Origin of the sequence: Acinetobacter bouvetii (genome assembly GCF_902753875.1) — a bacterium.
Taxonomy (GTDB): Bacteria; Pseudomonadota; Gammaproteobacteria; order Pseudomonadales; family Moraxellaceae; genus Acinetobacter; species Acinetobacter bouvetii_A.
In genome coordinates, this window is sequence record NZ_CADDTS010000040.1 from 24,037 (window position 1) to 41,834 (window position 17,798).

18 protein-coding genes are annotated in these 17,798 nt (G+C 43.3%); 6 read left to right on the top strand and 12 right to left on the bottom strand.

All coding sequences use genetic code 11. The annotated features are described in order from the left end of the window. Positions 1-24: 24 nt before the first annotated feature. Positions 25-1,227: a TIGR03862 family flavoprotein gene (locus FB6_RS11785; protein WP_174560174.1), complete on the bottom strand. Its 1,203-nt coding sequence runs from the start codon at positions 1,225-1,227 to the stop codon at positions 25-27. A 7-nt stretch (positions 1,228-1,234) separates the two neighbouring features. Further along, complete coding sequence (locus tag FB6_RS11790) at positions 1,235-1,909, bottom strand: rRNA adenine N-6-methyltransferase family protein (protein ID WP_174560280.1); 675 nt, start codon at positions 1,907-1,909, stop codon at positions 1,235-1,237. 84 nt (positions 1,910-1,993) lie between these two features. On the opposite strand from FB6_RS11790, the gene FB6_RS11795 reads away from it, so the two are divergent. Further along, positions 1,994-2,179, top strand: coding sequence for a DNA gyrase inhibitor YacG (locus FB6_RS11795; protein WP_174560175.1), 186 nt, complete (start codon positions 1,994-1,996; stop codon positions 2,177-2,179). Between the two features lie 341 nt (positions 2,180-2,520). Here FB6_RS11795 and FB6_RS11800 read toward each other — a convergent pair whose 3' ends face one another. Then, the gene (locus tag FB6_RS11800; protein ID WP_174560176.1) at positions 2,521-2,700 is read right to left on the bottom strand and encodes a hypothetical protein; all 180 of its coding nucleotides are present in this window, start codon (positions 2,698-2,700) and stop codon (positions 2,521-2,523) included. A gap of 362 nt (positions 2,701-3,062) precedes the next feature. Here FB6_RS11800 and FB6_RS11805 point away from each other — a divergent pair, with 362 nt between their 5' ends. Continuing rightward, on the top strand, positions 3,063-3,248 hold the full coding sequence (locus tag FB6_RS11805) for a hypothetical protein (protein WP_174560177.1): 186 nt from the start codon (positions 3,063-3,065) through the stop codon (positions 3,246-3,248). Positions 3,249-3,281: 33 nt separating this feature from the next. Here FB6_RS11805 and FB6_RS11810 read toward each other — a convergent pair whose 3' ends face one another. From FB6_RS11810 to FB6_RS11830, 5 genes are all read right to left on the bottom strand, one after another. After that, on the bottom strand, positions 3,282-3,926 hold the full coding sequence (locus tag FB6_RS11810; RefSeq protein WP_174560178.1) for an MBL fold metallo-hydrolase: 645 nt from the start codon (positions 3,924-3,926) through the stop codon (positions 3,282-3,284). A gap of 20 nt (positions 3,927-3,946) precedes the next feature. Beyond that, a complete protein-coding gene (gene hemH, locus FB6_RS11815; RefSeq protein ID WP_174560179.1) occupies positions 3,947-4,960 on the bottom strand; it encodes a ferrochelatase in 1,014 nt (337 codons plus the stop codon). A gap of 65 nt (positions 4,961-5,025) precedes the next feature. After that, positions 5,026-6,054: a DUF4062 domain-containing protein gene (locus FB6_RS11820; protein WP_174560180.1), complete on the bottom strand. Its 1,029-nt coding sequence runs from the start codon at positions 6,052-6,054 to the stop codon at positions 5,026-5,028. Between the two features lie 127 nt (positions 6,055-6,181). After that, positions 6,182-7,054: a glutamate racemase gene (gene murI / locus FB6_RS11825; protein WP_174560181.1), complete on the bottom strand. Its 873-nt coding sequence runs from the start codon at positions 7,052-7,054 to the stop codon at positions 6,182-6,184. Between the two features lie 48 nt (positions 7,055-7,102). Then, positions 7,103-7,714, bottom strand: a complete 612-nt coding sequence (locus FB6_RS11830) for a DUF1285 domain-containing protein (protein WP_174560182.1) — start codon at positions 7,712-7,714, stop codon at positions 7,103-7,105. A gap of 188 nt (positions 7,715-7,902) precedes the next feature. Here FB6_RS11830 and FB6_RS11835 point away from each other — a divergent pair, with 188 nt between their 5' ends. Beyond that, on the top strand, positions 7,903-9,615 hold the full coding sequence (locus FB6_RS11835; protein WP_174560183.1) for an electron transfer flavoprotein-ubiquinone oxidoreductase: 1,713 nt from the start codon (positions 7,903-7,905) through the stop codon (positions 9,613-9,615). 399 nt (positions 9,616-10,014) lie between these two features. Here FB6_RS11835 and tusA read toward each other — a convergent pair whose 3' ends face one another. After that, positions 10,015-10,272: a sulfurtransferase TusA gene (gene tusA, locus FB6_RS11840; protein WP_174560184.1), complete on the bottom strand. Its 258-nt coding sequence runs from the start codon at positions 10,270-10,272 to the stop codon at positions 10,015-10,017. A gap of 201 nt (positions 10,273-10,473) precedes the next feature. On the opposite strand from tusA, the gene FB6_RS11845 reads away from it, so the two are divergent. Together FB6_RS11845 and lnt are read left to right on the top strand one after the other, a co-directional pair. Then, positions 10,474-11,313, top strand: a complete 840-nt coding sequence (locus FB6_RS11845; RefSeq protein ID WP_217427341.1) for an HlyC/CorC family transporter — start codon at positions 10,474-10,476, stop codon at positions 11,311-11,313. Continuing rightward, the gene (gene lnt, locus FB6_RS11850) at positions 11,310-12,869 is read left to right on the top strand and encodes an apolipoprotein N-acyltransferase (RefSeq protein ID WP_174560185.1); all 1,560 of its coding nucleotides are present in this window, start codon (positions 11,310-11,312) and stop codon (positions 12,867-12,869) included. Before FB6_RS11845 ends, lnt begins: the two co-directional genes overlap by 4 nt. Before the next feature lie 209 nt (positions 12,870-13,078). On the opposite strand, the gene FB6_RS11855 is transcribed toward lnt, so the two are convergent. The 3 genes from FB6_RS11855 to gspF all read right to left on the bottom strand — a co-directional run bounded on the left by FB6_RS11855 (position 13,079) and on the right by gspF (position 15,381). Further along, positions 13,079-13,414, bottom strand: a complete 336-nt coding sequence (locus FB6_RS11855) for a hypothetical protein (protein ID WP_174560186.1) — start codon at positions 13,412-13,414, stop codon at positions 13,079-13,081. Positions 13,415-13,698: 284 nt separating this feature from the next. Further along, positions 13,699-14,136, bottom strand: coding sequence for a type II secretion system major pseudopilin GspG (gspG, locus tag FB6_RS11860; protein WP_174560187.1), 438 nt, complete (start codon positions 14,134-14,136; stop codon positions 13,699-13,701). 39 nt (positions 14,137-14,175) lie between these two features. Continuing rightward, positions 14,176-15,381 carry a type II secretion system inner membrane protein GspF gene (gene gspF / locus FB6_RS11865; RefSeq protein WP_174560188.1) on the bottom strand — a complete coding sequence of 402 codons (1,206 nt, stop codon included), beginning with the start codon at positions 15,379-15,381 and terminating at the stop codon, positions 14,176-14,178. A gap of 152 nt (positions 15,382-15,533) precedes the next feature. On the opposite strand from gspF, the gene FB6_RS11870 reads away from it, so the two are divergent. Then, positions 15,534-17,756, top strand: coding sequence for a primosomal protein N' (locus FB6_RS11870; protein ID WP_174560189.1), 2,223 nt, complete (start codon positions 15,534-15,536; stop codon positions 17,754-17,756). Positions 17,757-17,798 lie beyond the last annotated feature (42 nt).

Here is a 17,798-nt window from a genome sequence, read left to right on the forward strand (position 1 = left end):
ATTCATCGTTCACAGTTTGCACAATTATTTTTTCTCAGCAAGATAAGCATGCACCCCTTCAGCGGCAGCACGACCTGTCGCAAAACACGCCGTTAATAAATAACCGCCAGTTGGTGCATCCCAATCCAGCATTTCCCCACAACAAAACACCTGCGGATTTGACTTTAATTGCAACTGATTGGACAAAACTTCGCGTTTCACCCCACCGGCACAGCTAATCGCCTCTTCAATCGGGCGAAAACCAGTTAAAGGAATAGCCAAATGTTTAATCTGCTGGGCCAAAGCCAGTGGATCATGCCATACATCTTTCGCCACCAGTTCACGTACTAAACTGGCTTTGGCGCTATCCAGTCCTGCTTTACGCCAGACATTACTCAGCGACTGTTTTTTACTCGGTTGTAACTTCTGGGCAAGTTGCTGAATGCTTTGGTCGGGCAGCAAATCCAGATACAGTTGCATGGCCTGCCCCTGTTTCACCTGCTGACGCAGTGCCCGCCCTTGTTTGTAGATCAGCCCACTTTCCAGACCATAATGCGTGATGACAATATCGCCCATGGTTTTCGTTTGTTCACCCACCCAAGCAGCTACCCGTTTTAAGGGCTGACCAAATACCGGCTGCATAAACGTGGACCAGACGTGTTCCACCCCTGCATTACTGGCTTGAAAGGATTCAATTTCATCAGTATCCAGCCATTGTTGCCAGGCGCCATCACTGCCCAGACGTGACCATGAAACCGCACCACAGGCCATCACAATGGCATCAAAAGGCAGTTGCATAGCCTGTTCAGTAACTAAATTTTGAACGTGCAGTGTAGCGTCTGCCAAGCCTAAACATTGATGGCGATAGTGAAATTTCACCCCTTCCTCAGTTAAGCGCTTTAACCAGGCACGCAGTAGCGGCGCGGCTTTCATTTCAACCGGAAACACCCGACCGGAGGAACCGATATAGGATTCAATGCCCAAGCCTTTCATCCACTGCTGAATCCACTGGGCATCCCATTGCTTGATCCAGGGTGCAAGCCATTCAGCTTGATCATAGCGCTGAATAAACTGTTCAACCGGTTCAGCATGGGAAATATTGAGACCGGTTTTTCCGGCCATCAAAAATTTACGTGCAGCCGAAGGTTTCTGCTCAAAAACAGATAGCTCATAATCGTACTGGCTTAAGACTTCCGCAGCCATCAATCCCGCAGGGCCTGCCCCAATAATCGCAACACGCTTTTTCATGGCAGGCTCATTCAGCGTCTTGAGAATCGTGGGTTAAGGCCATAGCTTGCGCTGAATTTTGACCTTGCAAAGGCTGAAAATCATCAAAACGGGTCGTATAACCTTCAGGTTTACTGATGATCAGTTGCTGACACAATTCACCGCGCTCCAAATACTTAATTTCAAAATGGGTGCGTGCCGATGTCGCTGGAATGACTTCTTTAATAAAAGGCAATTTCCAGACATCGATTAACTGTTGCTGTGCTTCTGCGATATATTCAGGAATATTACTAGCCAAAGTCACCGTTCCACCGACCTGTAAACGCGACAGTAAAAATTCAAAAAATGGCATATTTAACCAGCGCTGTGCCGGATTATGTGGTTCAGGATTGGGATATAAAATAAAAAACTGCTGGATTTGCTGCGGTAATAACGCATGCACAATCCAAGGCATGGCATCGGCATGAATGACCTGTAAATTAGTTTGACCTTCAAGGGCATGCTGCTTTTGCATGGCCAGATATTTTTCACGTGTCCGCTCAATTGCAATCAATTTCTTTTCAGGATTTTGCGCTGAAAATAGCAAGGCATGTTTACCTTTGCCTGCCCCAATTTCCACACAAACCGGCTCAGGAGAAATCATTTGAAAATCACGTGGCGCATGCATACGCTGTGCTTGAAATTGACGAATTGGCATAATCAGATCAAACTAACAAAAATCCGCTCAAGTCTAACAAGAGCAACTGTATTTGCCTAATCGAATCCTTGTTTTTATATGGAGAATCAAATGCCCCGTACTTTTCCTTGTCCGCGTTGTGGCAAACAGACCACTTGGGAAGACAATGAATTTCGTCCTTTTTGTTCTGAGCGCTGCAAAATGATTGACTTGGGAGCTTGGGCAAATGATGAATATAAACTGCTGACTCAAGATGCGCCACAAGCAGAAGACAGTGGTGAAAATGATCCCTTTTAAAGTGTAGTTTAGAGAATAGACCGGTCGCATAAATCATTCATGTGACCAGAACATAGAAAAGAGTTCCTCTACGGGATATATGAAATGACACGGATGCCACGCAACCTTATCCCTTGCATTGCACGTTAAAGCAGTACTTAGGCTTGATTCAGAAATTCATCTATAGGGAACAAAAGGTTTTTGCGGAATTAAAATATATTTTAAAATATTGATTTTATTAAGAAATATAAATATTGCCTAGGCAAAAAAATGATCAAGAACTGGCAGCATACCAATTTAAAATTTCGGATTTTGGACATTTTTAAACAATAATATAGCCAATAAAAGGATATCCACGGACCTTAATCAAAAGGATTCGAATCCATCTTTTTATATTCTAGAGCCAATAGAATAATACAAAAAATCAGCAAGATACCAACTGCTGTAATCAGTAAATCCTGATGATAGAAACCAAATCCTAGACACAGCACTACACCCACACTAAAGATTAATAGTACTGCCTTGATCAGCCAAAATTTCATCTCTACTCCCAATCCATTGAAATAATTTGAATTACCGTGATCTAATCAGCTTTTTAAATGGAAAAGAATGAAATGTCTAGCATATTGTATAAAAATAGTTTCTTTATTTTTCAATATGTAATTAATTTTGATCTAAAAAAACGATTAAAAAACATTCTTTTTATACATGGTCAAAATGCTCATTCATCAATAAAAAGAATAACCACTGCACAATTTTTAACCTATACTCAAGACATAAAAATAATTTTGACCTGAGAACACCTTAGAGCCACCAAACAAATATCTGGGTTATCCAAGCGTCAAATCAAACTGCTAGATCTTAATTATTATCTGGCTCATAACTATAAAAAAAGGAAATGGCTATGGAACTTTGGTGTTTAAAAATTTTATTTTTTCTATTTGCCACTTTAAGTATGGTCGCGTTTAGTTTCGGCTTCTATATTCATGACGGCATTATTATTGCGATTGGACTGTTATTTGTTTTTGCCACATTTATCATTACGTTAGAACTTAAACAATTAAGAAGCAGCCCATTTCAAAGAGATTGATGAACAGCTTTCATCAATCTCTTTACCACGATCTTAACCCGCTTTGCCTGCCATAAAAGGATTATGCTGTTTTTCAAAACCGATGGTGCTTAATGGTCCATGTCCTGAAATAAATTGCGTTTCATCCGGCAAGCTAAAGCATTCACGTTGAATGGAATCAAGCAATTGCTGATGATTACCACGCGGGAAATCAGTACGTCCAATCGAGCCTTTGAACAAGACATCACCTGTCCATAGCAGACCATAGTTGGAGTTATAGAACATGACATGCCCTGGGGTATGACCCGGTGCGAAGCGCACTTCAAATTCTTCTTCGCCCAGTTTTAAAACTTCGCCACCTTCCAGCCATTGATCAACATCCACTTTTTCCGGAATAGGAAAACCGTAGCGCTGAGATACTTCCTGAATCATGTCCAACCAGAAAGCATCTTCTTTATGCGGGCCAATCACCGGTACAGACCAGATTTTTTTCAAGGCCCCTACCGCACCAGCATGATCCAGATGACCATGGGTCAGCCATAACGCTTTCACATTTAGCCCCAAGGCCTCAACTTCAGCTTTTAATTTTTCAGGCTCGCCACCTGCATCAATCAAAATTGCTTCTTTGCTGTCACTATCCCAGACGATAGAACAGTTTTGCTGAAATGCCGTGACAGGGACAATTTTAACTTGCAGCATAATGATGAAACCTCAAAAAATTAGTGAGCCAATGTTTGCGTTAATGCATCCAGATTAGCCTGAAGTAAAGTCGTGAGCAATGCGATGTGATCTTCACGATCATTTAAGGCTGCAATATAAGCATACTGTTCGCCGCCGGCTGACTTAAAGGTTTCGGCATTTTGCAGCGCGAGCTCTTCCAGCGTTTCCAGACAGTCTGCAGAAAAGGCCGGACTCAGCACCTGAACCGATTTCACCCCTTGCTTGCCCCACTCTTCAAGTAAGGCATCGGTATAGGGTTTGACCCACTCCTGTTTACCAAAACGCGACTGGAAACTGATGGCCCATTGATCATCCGATAAACCTAATTTATCTGCCAATAACTGTGCAGTCCTGCGGCAGCGGTCTGCATAGGGATCACCTTTATCTGCATAGGGCTGCGGAATACCATGGAAAGACATCAAAAGTTTTTCAGCTTGTCCGTGTTCTGCCTGAAAGTCGCGGACACTTTGCGCCAAAGCCTGAATAAATGCAGGGTGTTGATAATAATCACGAATAATCGACAGGCCCGGCAAATTACGCTGGGTCAAAATCCACTTCGCCACAGCATCATACAAAGGTGCGGTAGAGGTGGCTGAATACTGCGGAAATAAGGGCAATAAAATGATGTGATCTTGTGGATCATGAGACAAGGTATTTAAGGCGGCATCAATACCCGGATTGCCGTAAGTCATGGCCGGAATCACATTAAGTTCAAAGTCTGGATACTGTCCTGAAAATGCCTTTTGCACAGCCGCCACTTGATGCAACAATATTTCGCGCATTGGCGAGTCATTCTGCCAGACCAGTTCATAAGCATGCGCCACGCGCTTGGGACGAAAGGGTAAAATGAACAGTCGCAGAATCAGTTGCCAAATGGGTTTTGGAATTTCAATCACCCGCTGATCAGAAAGAAACTGCTTCAGAAAACGACGTACCGCCGCAACAGTGGGTTCGTCTGGCGTACCCAAATTGGCCAAAATAATGGTGACTTTCGTTTTAGGTGCAGATGACATCAAACCCTGTTCCAATGAAATATACTGCTTTACTTTAACAGTTTTCTACACGTTCTCTATATGGATTAAAACGCAGATTTAAATTGGAAAACGCGATCATTATCTAGCAAATTACTTTCAAGTAACTTTTGACCTTTGGGCGTCAATTGCCACAACATGCGTTGACGATCATCCCGACCCGATTGAATAATCCAGTCATTTTGACGCATTTGCATTTTAATACTGTGCAAGGCACGAATATTAATCTGGGCACGAGCAACGGCATGGGCGCGTGGCATTTCTATACGGGCATCGGCCAAACCGGTATCATTTAAATAATCATTGATACATTTAGAGAAATATTCTTCCGGAGTAGGATTAACAAACATCGTTCCCAAAATGCCAAGTAACTGTGCCCAAGTCAGTTTTTTCTGAATTTTCAGTTCTTTAAAATTACCGTCTTGGTAAGCATGCATACGATATTCAAAAGAAAATAACTCGTGCATGGAAACTTTTGGTAAAGACAGGAACGGATCTACTTCACGTTTACCTACTTCGGTTTCAAGCTGCTCAATTTTAGCTTTCAGCTGATCAATTTCATCATGTAAAGACTGAGTGTTCTGTGGTCTGACCCATCCCGTCACAGGATAACGTTCCAGCATTTGCGGCATGTTAAAACGAACTGCCATTTCCAGATCACGTATGCTGCGATAGGTAAACACTTGATCGACTTCCTGTTGTAACAGCTTACGGAATTCTAAAAATTTCTCGCGTAGTTCAGGCTTCTGATCATGCAAAGACGAATCCCGCGATGCTGGGTCGTCATGCATAAAGACAATAATCGGCTTCTGTTTAGTAACGGCATAAATATATTCCAGATGCATATAACCCACACCTGAAACAGATTGTTCACCATATTGGCTGCCCAAAAGCAGCACCACATAATCACAGTCATCAATTTGACGACGTGCAAATGCCGTGCTTAAAGGCGTTCTTTGTTCTAATCCCCAAGAAAAGAAACCCATACCCACTAAAGTTTGAGCCAAAATCATCCGTTCTGGCTGCATTTCACTACCAGAAGTAGAAATAAAAACCTGATAACGCTTATCGAGCATTGGTTATCCTCTTCCTATTGCATCTTACCGTTGAACTAAAACAACAAGAATCAGTTACAAGGTAAATCAACGGCCCCAATATAAAATATTTTTTTGATATATTTCAAAAGACTAAGTACTTTAAAACTCATTCAACACCAATATTGCGCACATCCCAATTCAAATTTTCCTGAATCAGGTTCTGCAATACAGGTCTTAAACTTTCCGCATTATTGCCACTAACATAACATTCGATACTTAAGCCATCATTTTGATCTTGCTCAAATAATAACTCATTTTTGATCAAAATACGGGCTGTTTGTCGCGCAACTGCCAGTCCAGAGTCAATTAATGTCAGTTTCTGACCAAATATAGACTGAATTGCAGCTTTTAGGAAGGGATAATGTGTACATCCTAAAACTAAATAATCGGCGCCTTGATCAACCACTGGTTGCAGAATTTGTTTTAAGGTAGACAAACATTCTGGACTCATTTGTAAGCCACTTTCGACAAAGGGCACCAAATCCAGACAAGTGACCGGAATCACATTCACATGGGCAGGTAGTGCAAAACGCTGCATCACATCTTTAATCAACTGGCCACGGAAGGTTGCAGGTGTGGCCAGTACCGCCACGGTTTTAGATTTGGTTTGTAAGACCGCTGGTTTCAGCGCAGGCACCAAGCCAATAATCGGAAAATTTTCACCATAATGTTCACGTAAATAATCCAGACTAAAGGCAGAAGCTGTATTACATGCGACAACGGCCACTTTACAGCCCTGGCGATACAGCCATTCAATTGCATGCGCACTCAGCTCACGGATATTCTGATCATCCCTTGGACCATAAGGAACATGGGCGGTATCAGCATAATAAACAATACGTTCTTTAGGTAAATGTTTGGCAATTTCCTGTGCGACCGACAAACCACCTATTCCAGAATCAAAAATCCCAATGGGTGCATCAGGCTTGGCCTTGGGCATGGGATCGATTAAGGGATAAATAGGATGAATGGCTGTCATAGCTTCACTTTAAACAGTTCAGGAAATGAGAAGATCAAAGCTTAAACCTCAGGTGCCTAATTGCAAGTGAAAATCACCACTTTGTAAGCTTAAAATGGTTTCATTTTTGTCATTTTCAAGCAGCTGTCCCATTTCAATTAAATGAAAAAAAGCAGAACGTTGAATTAAAGCATTAATCCCAAAGCGCACATGTACATAAGGACGCAATTCACTTTCATATTCACGCATAAAAACGGGATGTTCCGGATCCACAATCACCAGGTCTTGCGTGGTAGTGGTCAGTTGAATATAAGTCTTACCCTCAATTTGTACCTGATCCACCTGATTGACAAATAAAGGTTCATCTTCGACGGATATTTCAATCTGTTCAACCGGGGTCTTTAAATAGAACTTATTGTCTTCTTTCCAAAGTACGCTCGCGAACAGTTCAATCAATGCCTGACGTTTAATCAATTGACCTTCGTGCCACCATTCTCCATTGGCTTTTATCTTCAAATCCATTGCACCGCAAAGCTTTGGATGCCATTGCTCCAAAGGCAGAGTTGACTTTTTGTGACCGGCCTGTGCATCTTTTAAGTATTGTGCAATGTCCATTAAATTTTTATCATCCGAAATAGCGAGCTTTTCCGTCGGATTTAGTAAATTATTTTGATTAATCATAGCTAAAGACCCTGCTGACGGAAAAATAATATGATTCAGCCAATTGGCTAGATCAAGGTTTAAAACTATACTAGCCCACAATATAAAAGACACGATAATAAAATTGTGTCTGGGCATCAAGAACACTCATGGCAGCACCGGGTTAAACAATTACGGTTGCCACCTTCTAATAATATGAGGAGTCCTACATGGAACACATCGAACGTGAATCAATGGAGTTTGACGTAGTCATCGTAGGCGCAGGCCCTGCCGGTCTGTCTGCAGCGATCAAAATTCGTCAACTTGCAATTGAAAACAACCTGAATGATCTGTCGGTTTGTGTCGTGGAAAAAGGCTCTGAAGTCGGTGCGCATATCCTTTCTGGTGCCGTGCTTGAACCCCGTGCCATCAATGAACTGTTCCCGAACTGGAAAGAAGAAGGTGCACCGCTCAACGTTCCAGTAACCGAAGACAAAACTTACTTCTTGCTGTCGGATGAAAAATCACAGGAAGCGCCGCACTGGATGGTACCAAAAACCATGCATAACGATGGCAACTATGTCATCTCACTGGGCAACGTGGTGCGCTGGTTAGGCACCAAAGCGGAAGAACTGGAAGTATCGATCTTCCCGGGCTTTGCAGCATCTGAAATCCTTTACCATGAAGATGGTTCAGTGAAAGGCATTCAAACCGGTGACATGGGCATTGGTAAAGATGGCGAGCCAACGCACAACTTTACTCCGGGTTATGAACTTCATGCGAAATACACCATTTTTGCCGAAGGTTGCCGTGGTCACTTAGGTAAACGTCTGATTGCTCAGTTTAATTTAGACAAAGATGCTGACCCACAACACTACGGTATTGGTATTAAAGAGCTGTGGGAAATCGACCCTGCAAAACACAAACCAGGTTTGGTGATGCACGGTGCAGGTTGGCCTTTATCTGAAACCGGTTCTTCAGGCGGTTGGTGGTTATACCACGCTGAAAACAATCAGGTGACTTTGGGCATGATCGTTGACTTGTCATACACCAACCCACACATGTATCCGTTCATGGAAATGCAGCGTTGGAAAACTCATCCACTAATCAAACAGTACCTTGAAGGTGGTAAACGTATTTCTTACGGCGCACGTGCTGTGGTGAAAGGGGGTTTCAACTCTCTACCTAAATTTACCTTCCCAGGTGGGTCGTTAATTGGTGATGATGCAGGTTTCTTGAACTTTGCCAAAATCAAAGGCTCTCACACGGCAATGAAATCTGGCATGCTGTGTGGTGAAGCAGTATTTGAAGCGATTGCTGCCGGTGTAGAAAAAGGTGGTGATTTAGCAGTTGCACGTGTGACTGAAGGTGAAGATTTCTTCGCGAAGGAACTCACGGCTTATACTGACAAATTCAACAACAGCTGGCTGAAAGAAGAGTTATATAACTCACGTAACTTTGGTCCAGCGATGCACAAATTTGGTCAATGGATCGGTGGTGCGTTCAACTTTGTTGATCAGAACGTCTTTAAAGTGCCATTTACCCTGCATGACCTTGTGCCTGATTTCAGTGCCTTGAAAACGGTAGATGCTGCAAACTTCAAGCCGAACTATCCGAAACCGGATGGCAAGCTAACCTTTGACCGTTTGTCTTCAGTGTTTGTATCCAATACCGTACACGAAGAAAACCAACCTGCTCACTTGAAACTGACAGATGCGTCTATTCCTGTAAATGTAAACTTACCTAAATGGGATGAGCCTGCGCAGCGCTACTGTCCTGCCGGTGTTTATGAAATTATGGAAGAGAATGACGGTTCTAAACGTTTCCAAATTAACGCAGCTAACTGTGTGCACTGTAAGACCTGTGACATCAAGGATCCTTCTCAGAACATCACCTGGGTAACACCTGAGGGTGGCGGTGGTCCTAATTATCCTAACATGTAATTAGTGTCCGAATATGCAATAAAAAAATCCCCTCAAATGAGGGGATTTTTTATGTCACGAGAAAAAGGGACTGAAGCTTTATTACTGTCCCATAGCTTAATTTCAGCAAACGTTGGATATACGATGTGGCAAGGATGCCACACGTTACCCACCCTTGCGCTGCATTTTAAAGCAGCGCTTAAAACTGGCTCAGGATGTTGTGTATGCGTAACAAGGGCTTTTCTTGCGAACTCAAAATATATTTTGAGGTTCTCATTTTAGCCTCTCAAAAGTAAGATTTTATCTACACAAATGTTTTTCAATTTTATTGAAAAATTATGGCAGTGAAAGCATGCCGCTTAAATCAGATGATTTTAAAAACTCTCATCATCAAAGAATTAAACAGCAATAACTGAAGCTTTAGCCCTTCTTCACCAAATAATGAAACTCTTTATTGCCATTTTCATCTAAACGCTCTTCTTGTAACAGCAACTCATGACCCAAATGCATACAAAATTTTGGGATATCCCAAGAAGTCGAATTGTCTGTTGCAAAGACTTCAACGACATCACCAGATTTGGATTTACGAATCGCCTGATGCAGCATCATTACAGGTTCAGGGCAACGTAATCCACGGGTATTCAATTGAATGCTGGGGTTGACAGAGGGTTCAGACATCAGAAAACTCAGGTTTAAAATCTGTCTTTATTTTAACATAAACATCATGTGAGATTGGTGTCTAGCAGAATGCACTGCATGAATGCTTTTAACTGACTCAATCGACCACACTTCAAATGCATATTTGCGATAGACAAGTGTATTTTCTACGGTATGATTAAAATTATGTTTTTTAGATATTAAGAGTCTTTAGGAAAGATCATGCACGAGGAATCAGGCCCGTCGTGGGGCATGCGCGGCTTACGCAAATGGCTAGGTACAGCACCCGAAACTCGCGACGAACTGCTAAAATTAGTACAAGATTCACGTCGTTTTTTAGAACCCGATACGGTGGCCATGCTTGAAGGCGTGCTTGACCTGCCTGCCACTAAAATTCGTGAGGTCATGACCCCGCGCACCTCCATGATCAGCTTACAAGAAGATGATCAACTGCTTGATATTTTGCATGTTCTGGTTGAGTCTGCACATTCGCGTTTTCCTGTATTTTCATCCGATCAACCGGACAACGTCGTGGGTATTTTGCTGGCCAAAGACCTGCTGCCCTTCCTGACCGAACCGACATCCAAAGTGGATATTCGAGCCCTCATGCGCCAACCGCTGTTTGTACCGGAAAGTGCCCGTTCCGATCAGGTCATGCGGATGCTAAAAAATACCCAGACCCACATTGCTGTAGTCATTGATGAATACGGTACCACCTCAGGTCTGGTTACTTTAGAAGATATTCTGGAAGAAATTGTCGGTGAAATTGAAGACGAACACGACAAGGTCGATGAAGAAGCACAGTACATTATTCCCGATGAAGACCCGAAAACAGCAAATACCTGGCTGGTTCAAGCACTTACACCAATTGAACACTTTAACAATGTTTTAGATGCTGAATTTTCTGATGATGAGGTAGAAACTGTCGGCGGTTTATTGCTTCAAGAAATTGGTCTAGTCAGCGATTTACAAGGTCAAGTAATTGAACTTGAAAATTGGGAATTTACCATTGTAGAAGCAGATGCACGTACTATTCATCTGATTCGAGCTGTCCGTAAATGAGAACCTACTTTGATAAGCTGTTAACTTCATCTCAACAAAACAAGCAGCTCCCTTTAATTTATCCTTTTTTAATTTCGTTATTTTCAGGTGCCATGTTCAGTTTTGCGCTGGCACCTTATTACTACTGGTGGCTAGCACTGCTGTCCCCAGCCTTGCTGTATGCTTCACTGCGTAAACGCACTGCGCCACAGGCCTTTATGATTGGCTGGGCCTATGGTTTTGGCTTGTGGTTTGTTGGCGCGTTCTGGCTCTATACCTCAATCCATGTTTATGGTGATACCAGTTCCTTTTTAAGTGTCTTAATGATTGCCTTTATGGCCTTGGTCATGGGACTTTTTACCGCATTACAAACCTGGATCTACCGTCGTTTCTTCCCGGAAACCCCGCTGACTTTCGCACCACTGTGGGTATTCTTTGAATGGTCAAAAACCTGGGTATTTACCGGTTTTCCCTGGCTATTTGTCGGTTATGCCTTCACTGAACGCTTTCTGGATAACTATGCGCCCTTGTTCGGGATTTTCGGGGTTTCGTTTGTGGTGATCCTCTTGGCCTGCGCGCTGGTTGAAATCCTGAATAAACGCGTGTTCTGGATTATTCCCTCCGCCATTTTGCTGCTGGGTGCATGGGGAGCTTCTTTCCTCAACTTTGTGCAACCAAAAGATGAGAAGCCGCTTTCAGTGTCGCTGATTCAAGGCAATATTCCGCAAGACCTGAAATGGCTGACAGAATATCAGGTCAAAACCTTGATGATCTATGCCAACTTAAGTCGGACTGAATGGGGCCGTGATTTGATTGTCTGGCCGGAATCATCCATTCCAATGTTCCAGACCGATATTAAACCCTTTCTGAATGCCATGAAAATTCAGGCAAACAAAACAGGAACTGCATGGGTCACCGGACTTCCGTATTGGGATTTGAAAGAATCCAAAATCGAAAACCGTCCAATGTACTACAACAGTATTATGGCTTCGGGAGATAAATCAACAGGCTTGTACAAAAAGCAGCGCTTAGTCCCGTTTGGTGAATATGTGCCTTTATCTGGCTGGCTGAGTTGGGTCTTACCTGCATTACAGAATGACCCGTCCATGAGTGGTTTTTCTCGTGGGGCACGTGACCAGAAACCATTAGATGTAAAAAATCATGCGCTGGGTGCTGCCATTTGTTATGAAGTTGCCTATCCTAATTTGACCCGTCGCAATGCCAGCCAAAGTGATTATCTGGTGACTGTGTCCAATGATGCCTGGTTTACCGGTACAGCCGGACCTTGGCAGCATTTGCAAATGGTACAAATGCGCGCCAAGGAAAATGGCCGCTGGTTTATCCGTGCAACCAATACCGGGGTAACGGCATTTATTGATCATCACGGACACATTGTGAAACAGGCACCGACCGATCAAACCGCAGTATTGCGGGGTGAGCTTCCTGCAATGCAGGGTGAAACCTTGTATATGCGTCTGAGTGACTGGCCGGTTCTTGGTTTCTCATTACTGTTGCTGCTTTTAGGCTGGATTTATCGCCCCCGTAAGGTGGATGTTTCGTTTAAATCACGGCGTTAAAATTCCTTCTTACCTCCCGTATTAAAGGGAGAGAAAGTCCCCCTTTTCCAAAGGGGGATTGATCCGCATGCTATGAGAAAGGATTTAAGCCAAATAACTTTAAATAACCTCTCCCTTGCGAAGCAGTGCTTCTCATCTCCAAAAGGAGAGGGAAAATAAGACTGAAAAAAAACCGAGGTCAATGCCTCGGTTTTTTTATTTCATTGCTTTTATAACTGGGTCACTAAATACGACATCATGCCGGTTAAAAACAGCATCGGAATATAACGATAAATTTTCACGACACCTTGTTCTAAAACTGAAGGTTGTTCTTGTTTTAAATTTAAGACGGTTGCTTTTAATGCAGACCAGAAACACAATACAAATAATGCACTAAATAGGCTGATGGCAAAAAAGCCTACCATAATCTGGCTACTTCCTTCGGTAGCATTCCATAAAGTTAGAATACCCTGACTCATTGGAAGCAAACTCAAAATTAAAAGAACAGATTTGAGCATTGCCCAATGAAATTGATTGATTTCATCTGAAATTATTAATGCTTTCATTCCATCCCCCTAATACTAAATGATTGTCCTTAGGAACATTATGCAAGCTTTTGGATAAATAGAAAGCCTATTTTTCTTCACGATTCATGATTATTGTAACCATCAAATATGGAAATAATTCTTATTATAAATCTCAAATAAACATTATTATGTAATTATATTTAAATTCAAATATTTAATATTATTTTTATAATTAAGATTTATTATCACTTCACCTTGTATTGAATAATCCAATTCAGTGAAGTGATATATTCTATCAACTGAAAATAAATAATGATTCTCAATTAAGGCTGATAATAAATATCGGCATCCGTACCTTCACCGCCTTCTTTGCCATCGGCACCAAATGAATATAAATCGAATGGTCGACCATCAGCACCTGGAATGACATATTGAATATCATTGTCCCAACTGTCTTTAGGATAGCCACCTTTGACATAACCACCCTGCATCCAGTTTTTCGCAGAAGCCGGCTGATTCACCAAAGCATCTAAACCGCCATCCTGCATGGATGGGTATTTACCATTATCCAGTTTATATTGGTCTAAAGCCCCGGCCACCCCTTTTAAAGTAATGGCAGAAGTATCTACCTTGGCTTTTTCACCACGTCCCATCACATTCGGAACAATCAGGGCTGCCAATACACCCAAAATCACAATCACCACCATCACTTCAATGAGGGTAAAGCCAGTCTGCTTGGCTTGATAGTTTTTACCGTGCATATTTCTCTCTCGTAAAATCATTATCTTTATAAAAATGGCTTAAATCATATTATTCATATTCACAATCGGCAGCATGACCGCAATCACAATCACCAGCACAATACTGGCCATCAGTACCAGCATCAGTGGTTCAAGCAAGGCAAGCAAGGTTGAAATGAGTGTGGTCACTTCCCGATCCTGCATGGTGGAGGCACGCTGCAACATCCGGTCCAGCTCGCCCGAGGCTTCACCACTTTTGATCATTTGTACCATCATCGGTGGGAAATAACCACTGCGCTCCAGCTGTGTAGCCAGATTGCCGCCTTCGGTGACTTTTTCTGCCGCCAGATTGACCGAATCCCGAATCACCCAGTTATTACTGACTGCTGCCCCAATTTTCAGGGCATCCACCAAAGGCACGCCGGACTGGGTCAAAATGGACAAGGTACTGGCAAAACGTGCTGCATTTATACCACGCGATAATTTACCAAATAATGGCAATTTGAGGGTTAAACGGTCAAATGCATAATGACCGGCTGCTGTTCTTAAAAAACGCGCCAGAACAATAAAACCCACCACACTCGCCACCAGCAAAAATGGCCAAGCCACCCGAATAAAATCACTGGCTTTCATCAGCACCACGGTAATCCACGGCAAGGCCTGTTTGCTTTGGTCAAAGGTTTTGACAATGTCAGGCACGACATAGGTCATCAGTCCCATGACAATAGCAAAGGACATCAGCATCAAAATAATGGGATAAATCATCGCGCCCTGCACTTTTTTCTGCATGGCAAAACGGTTTTCAGTGTAATCTGACAACTGGTCCAGAATCAGATCGAGATGTCCGGAACGCTCCCCGGCCGCGATGGTGGCAATATACAATTCCGGCAAACGTCCGGATTGCTGCAAGGCATTGGCCAGTGAGTGTCCTTCCAGTACTTTGGAACGCACCGACATCAATAAGTTTTGCACATGGGCTTTTTCACTTTGCTTTCCCACCGCTCGAAGTGCTTCTTCCAGCGGAATAGCTGCTGCCACCAAAACTGAAAGTTGCCGGGTAAACAGCGCCAAATCATAGGCCGTGATTTTTTTCTGAAACCAGCCTGCGGAATGATGCTTATCTTTTTGCTCAACCGGATCGACCGTTACCGGAATCAGCGCTTTGTCTCTGAGCTGTTGACGGATTTGACGTGCAGAATCCCCTTCTAACACGCCTTTTTGCTGCTTCCCTGAAGCATCAATGGCAGTAAATTGATATGCAGGCATTGTGATGCTCTAATTTTCTAAAATTTGCTTCAGCGCTGTTGCGTCTGACCACCAAAATCATTCATATTCTTCAACATGAATGATTTGCTCACTCTAACATAACTCGATCTTGAGCACGACGAAATTTGATCAGGACCATTGCACCCTTATTTATGCCAAATACCACATCGACTTCAACTGACCTTTATCGTATTCGTGTTGCCGTACCGGTGCATATTTATGACTGCTTCGATTACCTGCTCACCGCTGAACAATATCAACAGGCTGAAGTCGGTGCGCGGGTTGCCGTATCGTTTGGACGACAGAATTTGGTCGGGATTATTGTTGAAAAACTGACTGCCGATACCCCGATTGATCCGCGCTTTAAGCTCAAAGCCATTACTGAACTGCTGGATGATCAGGCTATTTTAGATGCCAAAATCTTGAATTTATTAAACTGGTCAGCGCAGTATTATCAGTTTCCGGTGGGCGAAGTGTTCCAGACCGCCCTACCGACCTTTTTACGTCAGGGCAAACCCTACAATTTATTGGCGCGGATGTGGAAAGTTCTGGATTTAACTGCCGAAGCCAAACTGACACGTTCTGAAAAACAGCAAGAAGCCTATAAAATCCTGAAATTACATCCTCAAGGCACCACTGAAAATATCTTAAATCTGGCCGGCATTGAAACAGCGACACTGAAAGCTTTAGAAAAAAAAGCTGTTGTGGAATGTGTTTTAGAGAATCAGGATTTTAGCTCACAGCCCGTGACTCTGGCACAAATGCCGCTCACGGCCAATGATGATCAAAAGAAAGCCATACAACAGGTATTGAAAGCCCAGAAAAAATATCAGGCTTTTTTACTCGATGGCTTAACCGGTAGTGGTAAAACCGAAGTCTATTTGCAAATCATGCAAGAGGTGCTGAAACAGGGCAAACAGGTCTTGGTTTTAGTCCCTGAAATTGGGTTAACACCACAAACCATTAGCCGTTTCCAGTCTCGTTTTCATGGCAATATTGTGTTGCTGCATTCCGGACTAAATGACTCGAAACGTTTACAAGCCTGGCAAGCCGCACAAACTGGTAAAGCCTCGATTATTTTAGGCACCCGCTCTGCCATTTATACCCCGCTGCCGAATCTGGGCTTAATCATTCTCGATGAAGAACATGACCTGTCCTTCAAACAGCAAGAAGGCTTCCGCTACCATGCCCGTGACGTGGCGATGTATCGTGCCCATCTGGAGAGCTGCCCGATCATTTTAGGTTCAGCCACGCCAAGCATTGACAGTTATGCACTGGTTGAATCCGGGAAAATGACCCGTTTGGAACTCAATCAGCGTGCAGGTGTGGCAGTCATGCCCAAGATTCATCTGATTGATCTGAAAATTGCCCAAAAACAAAATGGCATCAGTCAAAGCCTGATTGATGAAATGCAAAAACGACTAGATAAAAAAGAACAGGTTTTGGTATTCCTGAACCGCCGTGGTTATGCGCCAGTGCTGATTTGTGAAAGCTGTGCCTGGCAAGCCAAGTGTCCGCATTGTGATGCCAACTTTACCGTGCATCGGCAACCCTATCAGCATTTGCATTGTCACCACTGCGGCACCATTCACCGCATGCCGGAGCATTGCCCGCAGTGCAATCATAACGAACTGAAATCGATAGGTATGGGCACAGCCAAAGTGGAAGAACAGCTGCAACAGCTTTTTCCCAACTTTGAGGTGATCCGGGTTGATCGCGACTCGACCAGTCGGGTCGGCAGCTGGCAAAAAATTTATGACAAGATTCAAAAAAGTGAACCGGTGATTTTGCTCGGCACGCAAATGCTGGCCAAAGGACATCACTTTCCTTATGTCACTTTAGTGGCGATTTTAGATATAGACTCCGGCTTACTCAGTGTCGATTTTCGCGCCACCGAACGCACGGCGCAACTGATTGTACAGGTCGCTGGACGCGCAGGACGCGGCGAACGTAAAGGTGAAGTCTATCTGCAAACCCTTCGCCCAGATCATCCTTTACTTAATACCTTGATTCAGCAAGATTACCGTCATTTTGCCCAGCAGACCCTAAAAGAACGTCAGATGGCTTTATTACCGCCTTTTCGCTATGCCGCACTCATTCGCTGTGAATCGAAAAGTCAGGAACAGAATCAGGCATTTTTGCAGCAGCAGGCTCAGGCCTTAAGACAGGTTTCTGAGAACCTGATTGATATCTGGGGTCCCATTCCCGCGCCGATGGAGCGCAAAGCCGGACGTTATCAGGCGCATATGGTGCTCTTGTCACAAGATCGTGCCCGATTACACTTTTATATGCGTGCTTGGTGGCAAAATATGTTGCATCAAAAGCCTTCAACCATGAAACTTACACTAGATATAGATCCTCAAGAATTAAGCTAAGTTCAGCTGCTTTATTTGCCTGATTTTTTGACATTAAAAATA